General features: G+C 71.2%; 6 protein-coding genes. 2 read left to right on the top strand and 4 right to left on the bottom strand.

What is annotated here, in order from left to right; translation table 11 throughout:
• Nucleotides 1-309 precede the first annotated feature (309 nt).
• Nucleotides 310-1,257 (bottom strand): helix-turn-helix domain-containing protein, encoded by a 948-nt coding sequence (locus AB0I88_RS25915; protein WP_361029618.1) that lies wholly within the window; start codon nucleotides 1,255-1,257, stop codon nucleotides 310-312.
• Nucleotides 1,258-1,348: 91 nt separating this feature from the next.
• Here AB0I88_RS25915 and AB0I88_RS25910 point away from each other — a divergent pair, with 91 nt between their 5' ends.
• Nucleotides 1,349-1,471: a hypothetical protein gene (locus AB0I88_RS25910; protein WP_361029615.1), complete on the top strand. Its 123-nt coding sequence runs from the start codon at nucleotides 1,349-1,351 to the stop codon at nucleotides 1,469-1,471.
• A gap of 58 nt (nucleotides 1,472-1,529) precedes the next feature.
• Here AB0I88_RS25910 and AB0I88_RS25905 read toward each other — a convergent pair whose 3' ends face one another.
• Together AB0I88_RS25905 and AB0I88_RS25900 are read right to left on the bottom strand one after the other, a co-directional pair.
• On the bottom strand, nucleotides 1,530-3,284 hold the full coding sequence (locus AB0I88_RS25905) for an alpha/beta hydrolase (RefSeq protein WP_361029612.1): 1,755 nt from the start codon (nucleotides 3,282-3,284) through the stop codon (nucleotides 1,530-1,532).
• A gap of 69 nt (nucleotides 3,285-3,353) precedes the next feature.
• Nucleotides 3,354-4,067, bottom strand: coding sequence for a SemiSWEET transporter (locus tag AB0I88_RS25900; RefSeq protein ID WP_361029609.1), 714 nt, complete (start codon nucleotides 4,065-4,067; stop codon nucleotides 3,354-3,356).
• 54 nt (nucleotides 4,068-4,121) lie between these two features.
• Here AB0I88_RS25900 and AB0I88_RS25895 point away from each other — a divergent pair, with 54 nt between their 5' ends.
• A complete protein-coding gene (locus AB0I88_RS25895) occupies nucleotides 4,122-5,276 on the top strand; it encodes a hypothetical protein (RefSeq protein ID WP_361029606.1) in 1,155 nt (384 codons plus the stop codon).
• Between the two features lie 8 nt (nucleotides 5,277-5,284).
• Here AB0I88_RS25895 and AB0I88_RS25890 read toward each other — a convergent pair whose 3' ends face one another.
• Entirely contained in the window at nucleotides 5,285-6,904 is a 1,620-nt protein-coding gene (locus AB0I88_RS25890; RefSeq protein ID WP_361029603.1) for a beta-1,3-glucanase family protein, read from the bottom strand.
• Nucleotides 6,905-7,101 lie beyond the last annotated feature (197 nt).

Genomic DNA, 7,101 nt, shown 5'->3' with positions numbered 1-7,101 from the left:
GGCGGGCCCGCGCTCTGTGTGGTCGGCAGCTATGACGAGGTCGCGGCGTACCTGTACGAGTACAAGGCCGCCGGGGTCAGTGAAACCACCCCGCGCCGGGACCGCCTTCGCGCGATCGGCTCCGGCGGTGGGTGCGGCTCCGGTCCGGGGATGCCGGCTCGCACGGGGCGTCCGGATCTCGGGAGGCGGGCCGCGGCAGGCGGATCAGCCCGGCGGTCGCGGCACCGCCGGGCGTGGCAGGCGGGTCGCGAGGTACGGCGGAACGGCCCCGATTCGGCGGGGCGTCGGCGCCCGTACCGGAGAGTGGTTTCAGATCTTGGCTTTGAAGGTGCTCCGGTAGTTCTGCGGCGTGGTGCTCAGGCGCTGGGTGAAGTGGTGCCGCAGCGTCTGGGCGCTGCCGAAACCGGCCTTCGCGGCGATCGCGTCGATGCCGAGATCGGTGTCCTCCAGCAGACGGCGGGCCAGCAGCACACGCTGTGCGGTCAGCCAGTCGTGCGGGGTGGCGCCGGTCTCGGAGCGGAACCGGCGGGCGAAGGTGCGCGGGGCCAGGTGCACCGCGTCGGCCATGGTGTCCACGGTGTGCGGGTGGTCGAGGGTCTCCAGCACGTGAGCGAGCAGCGGCTGGAGGGTCTCGCAGGAGACCGCGGGGACCGGCGTCTCGATGAACTGGGCCTGGCCGCCGTCGCGGTGCGGTGGCACCACCATGCGGCGGGCGATCTGGGCGGCCACCGCGGAACCCTGCTCCTCGCGGATCAGATGCAGACCGCAGTCGATGGCCGCGGCCGTCCCGGCGCTGGTCATGATGTTGCCGTCGGCCACGTAGAGGACGCCGGGGTCGACCTTGGCCCGTGGGTAGCGGGCGGACAGCTCGTCGGTGTGCCGCCAGTGGGTGGTGCAGCGGCGGTCGTCGAGCAGACCGGCCTCGCCGAGGGCGAACGCGCCGGTGCAGACGCTCATCACCCAGGCGCCGCGCTCGTGGGCGCGGCGCAGCACGCCGAGCACCTCGGGCGGCACCTCGCGCATGTCGTTGGGGGCGACCGCGACCAGGTCGGCCGTCTCGGCCGGGGTGAGGTCGAACTCCGGGTTCATGGTGAAGCCGGCGTGGGTCCGGACGGGGCCGCCGTCGACGCCGCACACGGAGAAGTCGTAGCCGGGCAGGCCCTCGGCGGTGCGGTCGTAGCCGAACATCTCGCAGAGGACGCCGAGTTCGAACACCGCCACCTCGGGCATCACGATCACGGCGACGCTTCTCAACATGTGGCCACCGTACCCGAGGTTGGCAGTATCTTGAAGATGTATGGCATTCCTGCCACTGTCGCGGCAGCGGGAACAGCGCGACCCTTGATGTATGGAAATCGCGTTGCTTGTCTTCTTCGTCCTGCTATTGATCGCTTCGTTCGCCGGGCTGACCGCGGACAGTCACGACAGCGCCGACTGGAAGCCCTCTGACGGCGGACGCCGGGCCACGTGACCCGGCGTCCGTCACAGCGCCGCCGGACCGCCCACGAACACCGGCCCGGCGGCGGAGATCAGCGGCCCCCGATCAGAACCGAGACCGGCTTCGGCGCCACCACCGGCGGCAGCGTCTTGCCCGGCTCCACGGCCGACTTGGTGATGTCCTTGTCACCCGGCTCCGGCTCCTCACCGGGCTCCAGCTTCACGGTGAACGGCTGGATCTCGCCCCGGCAGACCGTGCCCTTGGCCGGCACCTTGCCGGTCAGCAGGTAGGTGTCGACGGCGGCGGTCACACAGACGCCGGTGCCGTACGCCGTGTGCCCCCAGTTGTCGCTGGACAGCAGCCGCGAGTTGGGCAGCAGCCGGCTCGACGACACGGACGCGGCGTAGTTGGTGGCCGGGTCCCAGTAGTTGCCGATCACCAGAACGGTCGCCTTGGTGCGCTTGTTGAACGGGCCCCGGTAGGCGTCCTCGTCCCGCACGGTCCAGGTGTTGCTCGCGCACTGGGCGTCGGTCCAGCCCCAGAGCCGGCCGAAGTACGGTGCCTGCAGGTCACGGGAGGCGGTCGCCACCGGCCAGCCGTTCGCGTCCTTCGGGTACTTGCCGTCGGTGCACGTGACCGCGCTCTGCGTCTCGAAACTGTTGTCGTACGGGAAGTCGTAGCCGACCTCCTTGGCGGCCTGGAGCCGCTTGCGCAGCGACACCTTGGCGTCGGTCGCGGCGGCGCCGCCGGCCTGGAACGCGGCGACCTCGGCGGCCAACTGGGTGACCATGTCACCGGCGTACGTGGTGTAGAGCATGATCATCGTGGCGCCGACGAAGTCCGCGTAGGTGATCTTCTCGGTGCCGAACTCGTCGGTGATGACCAGCGGCTTGGCCCGCAGCTTCTTGACGATGGCGGCGTAGTTGGCGACCGGGTCGCCGGCGGCGAACGCGCAGTACTCCTCGCCGGCCTTGTCGCAGCGGACCAGGATCTCCCGCAGCGCCTTGCCGGCGCCCTCGGCCGAGTGCATCCGGGCGTCGAGGATCTTGTTGCCGCTCTTGCCGGTCCCGGCCCACTGCCGCGGGTCGATGTTGCCGTCGACGGCGAGCGCGCGGAACCGGTCCGGGAACATGTTCGCGTAGTACTGCCCGAGCGCGGTGCCGTAGCTGAAGCCCAGATAGGTCAGCTTCTTGTCACCGACGGCACGGCGCATCAGCTCCATGTCGCGAGCCACCTCGGCGGTGGACATCGCACCGGCCAGCGTCTTGCCGGTGCTGGAGCACGCCTTGCCGAAAGCCTTGGCGCCGGCGATGTACCGCTTCTCCTCGGCCGAACCGAGCGGGAAGGCGACGTTCATCTTGTTGAACACGGCGGTCTGCTGCTTGACCGACTTGAAGCACTTGACGTTGGCGCTGAACCCGACGCCGCGCGGGTCGACGCCGACGACGTCGAAGCGCTCCAGGACCGAGTCGCTCAGGAAGTCGGGCGCGGCGAGCGCCAACTGGGTGGACGAGCCACCCGGGCCGCCCGGGTTCACGAACAGACTGCCGATCTTGCGCTTCTGATTCGTGGCCTTCACCCGGACGACGGCCAGCTCGGTCTGGGCGCCCTTGGGCTTGTCGTAGTCGAGCGGCACCTTCACGGTGGCGCACTCGGCGATCCCGTAGCACTTGTACCAGCCCAGCTTCGGCGTGGGCAGGCGGTCCAGGCGGCGCTTCTCCGCGGCGCTGGTGGTGGCGGACTTCGGTGCGGCTGATGCGGACATCGGCACGGAGACCGCCGCCGTCGTGGCGACGGCGGCGGCCAGGGCACCGGCTATGAGCAGGCGCGGTCGGATCCTCGGCATACAGCCCCCTTTCGTAATGATCGACCGCATCGTAGGAGACGGATGCGAGCGATCTTCTACTTCGGGGGCTCAGGCGGTGGCGAGCGCGCGGGAACCGGTACGGCGTACCAGCAGGACACCGCAGACGATCAGGGCGCTGACCAGGCCGACCAGCGCGGACGCCCACACGGCCGGCTGGCCGACGCCGAGGCCGTAGACCAGCCAGGAACCGCACGCCGACGCGGCCAGCGTCCAGCGCACCGGGGACAGCCCGGAGACGTCCTGGGTACGGTCGCGGAGCAGCGCCAACGGCTGCGGCACCGCCGACACGAACGACACCGCGGCCAGCACCGTGCCCAGCATCGCGGCCGCCCGCGGGCCGCTCACCTGCGGAAGCGCGGCCGAGGCTGCGGTGCCGAGCAGCGCGCACAGCACTCCGGCGGCCGCGCCGGCGCTGGTCAGCAGAGCCCGTCCGGCCCGCAACGCCGGCCGGGTCACCAGCAGCGCGATCAGGATGGCGAGCCCGGTCAGCGTGCTGACTGTGTTCGTCACCACTTGGAAGCGGTCGCCGATCAGCAGCCCGTAGGTCACCCAGCCCAACGGCATCGCGACACTCAGCATGCACGCGGTGGCCGACAGGCCGCTGGTGCGCCGTCGGACGCAGGAGCGGTAGACCTGCGGCCAGGCGATGGACATGGACAGAGCGGCACCGAGGAAACCGAAGGCGTGGGTAAGCATCACCGAGTCGTTCGGCCCGCACCCGGCGCCGCTGACCACCGGCACCCGGACCGCAACCGGAAGCAACCCGCGGGCACCCGGGGTTGCCACCGGCCGGTGCCCATTTGGCACAGTGGACAGATGCTGACCGACGTGGATCTGCCCGCGCCCGGACTGCTCTGGACCCGCTGGGCGACCCTGAGTGCCACGCACGCCGCGATCGGCCGCAACGAGTCGTGGACCATCGACCGGTTCGGCGCCGAGTTCGCCCAGGGCGAGCGGAACTGGGCACGGTTCGCGCTGCTGGACGGCCGTCGCGCGGTCCTCTACGGGCACCACGAGCACAGCGGCACACTCCAGGCCGATCCGCCGCTCGACCTGCTCACCGGCGCCCCGGACTGGCTGCCCTGGGACACCCTGTCCCCGCTCGCCGAACGCGACCGGCTCGGCTTCGTGATCTGGCACGAGAACGGCCGCTGGTCCCGGGTCCGCTACCAGGGCCGCGTCGCCGACGGCATGACCGACATGCTCGCCCCGCTGCTCACCGCCGAGAACACCCTCGCCACGCTGGGCCGGCTCGGCGCCCGGGCGGACGCCGAGGCGCTGCTCGCCGCCGCGGTCCGGGCCGAGGTGACCGCCGGCCACATCACCGCTCTGATCGACGACCCAGAGGTGGACGCCGCGGCGGCTGTGACGATCGCCACCCGGGCCGGACTGGTCCCGGGCAGCGCGGCGCCCCGGATCGAACCCGGCAGGCGGCCGCCGATGCGCCGGGTCCGCCGGCTCAGCCAGGGCGAACACGACCGGCTCGTCTGGGCGGCCATGCAGGACTCCGCCGAACTCAACCGGCCCGCACCGCCCACCACCGAGGAGTTCGGCACCCTCGTCTCCTGGCTCCAGGACCGGGCGCCGCACGGGGACGGGCGGTGCACACTGCTGGCCTACGCGGACGCCACCAGCTTCAGCTCCCAGCCCGGCGGGTTCCCGCCGGCCGACCGGCCCGGCGAGGAGCGCTACTCCGCCTTCCGCCGGCTCACCGAGCTGGTCCGGGCGCTGCGCCACGCCGAATCCGATCCACGGTACGGCCGGTGGCTCTTCCTCCGGGTCGAGACCAGCGCCACCGGCGTCCAGGTGGAGCGACGGTACGACTCGTGGCCGCAGTGGTGGCACGACGACGGCGTCTCCGGGCCGTGGCGGACCAACCTGCAGGAGGAGATGGTCTCCCGCGGCCCGGCGTGGCGGCCGGCCTGGGTCACGCTGCTCGACCCGGAGATCGCCTACCGTCCCACGTCCTGACCCGAGCGTCAGAACGGGGTGAGGGTGATCCCGGCGGCACGCGGGTCGCCGTCGTGCACCAGCGACTCCTGGTTCCGCACGTCGTCGAAGGCGAACGCGTACGCCTTGCCGTCGACCATGTTGGCGTGGATCGACCTCGCGTACGGGTTGGCCGGCCCGCCGGTGTAGAAGTCGGCCGCCGTGCCGCCCGGCTGGGTGTCGATCCGGCCCAGCGTGGTGCGCCACAGGGCGGCGCAGAGCGTCCGCGCGATCGGGCCCACCACCTGGTCGTTCGGCGCGGCCAGGGCGCCGTCGCAACCCCAGACGTTCGCGGTGGAGGGCTTCGTGAAGGACGCCACGGTACGCCCGGACGCGTCCGTGAAGTTCATGACGTTCCCGCTGGTGCGGCCGGAGTACCGGACGTCCGGACGGTCGGTGAAGGGAACCACGGTCAAGGTCTTGGCGGTGTAGGCGTTCCACGCGCCGGTGATGTAGGAGTCCAGGTAGGACGGGCTCATCAGCCCGGCGTCGGCGGCCTTGCCCGGGGCGAGCACCCGCAGCACCGTGCCGTCGGCGGCGGTCACCACGCTCCTGGCGAAGTCGGGGTTCGCCCGGACCGCGTCGATCACCTTCTGCCGGCCGCCGGTGACCAGCTCACCGGTCTTCGCGGTGGCTCCGGCGCCACCGGTCACCGTGACGATGTGCGGGATCGCGAACATGTCCACCTGCGAGCTGTTCAGCCACAGACCGGAGCCGTTGAGGGTGAACTCGCTCCAGTCGAACAGGATGTCGCGGTTCGGGTCGCCGCCCGCCCACGGCGCCGGCTGGACCAGGCCGTCGGTGGTGAGCCGGAAGTCCAGCTTGCGGCCCAGTGAGAAGTAGATCCGGCCGGAGATGTTCTTCGGGACCCGGACCGTGGTGGCGGAACCGTTCGCCGGGCCGGGGATGGAGACGTCCGGCGCCGGGACCGGGACCGCCCCGCCGCCGGTCCACGGGGTGAACACGCCGGACGCGTTGACGTGGCCGAGTTTGCCGGTGTTTAGGTTGACGCCCAGCACGTACAGGTGGACGGCCTGGTCGCGGCCGGTCCGGTTGGTGATCGTGAGCGGCAGCAGGTTGCTCGCGGGCGGAACCGTCGTCGGCTCGGTGGTCTTGGGCGCGGTCGTCGTGGGCGCCGTCGTGGGAGCGGTCGTCGTGGGCGCCGTCGTCGGCGCCTTGGTGGGGACGATCGTCGTCGGCGCGGTGGTGGGAACGACCGTGCCGTTGCACGGGACACCGTTCAGTCTGCAGTTCACCGGCTGCGGCCCGGCGCCGACGAAACCGAAGGTGACGCTCGCGCCGACCGGGATCGAGCCGTTCCAGGACCGGTTGACGAATGTCCGGTGGCTTCCGGAGGCGGTCATGTCCGCCTCCCAGAAGCTGCCGACCGAGCCGCCGGCCGGGAGGTCGAACTCCACTTTCCAGGACGTCATGGCGGACGTTCCGGTGTTGGCGACGGTCACCTCGTCCTGCCAGCCGCTGCCCCAATCGGAGACGGTGCGCAGGGTGGCGGTGGGCGCGGCGGCCGAGGCGGGCAGGGCGATCCAGGCGGTGGCGAGGGCCGCGACGGTGGCCACCGCGGCGAGTATGAGGCTCCGTTTACGGCGCATGGGGGTGCGGCCTCCGAAGTGCGGACGATAGGGACGCCCGTCATGTTCGCGCTTTGGAGACCGCTCTCCCAGTACATTTAAAGGTGCTTTAAGGTCCAATTCGCCGACGTTCTCGGACCTTCCCCGATAACACTTTTTCGTCGGCCGGCCCTCGGTGTCGTCTCGGCCGGGCCGAGACGACACCGAGAGCCTGCCAG

It is taken from the genome of Actinoplanes sp. NPDC049802 (assembly GCF_040656595.1).
Lineage (GTDB): Bacteria > Actinomycetota > Actinomycetes > Mycobacteriales > Micromonosporaceae > Actinoplanes.
The sequence above is the reverse complement of the archived record's forward strand: the minus strand, read 5'-3'. Positions and strand labels throughout refer to the sequence as shown.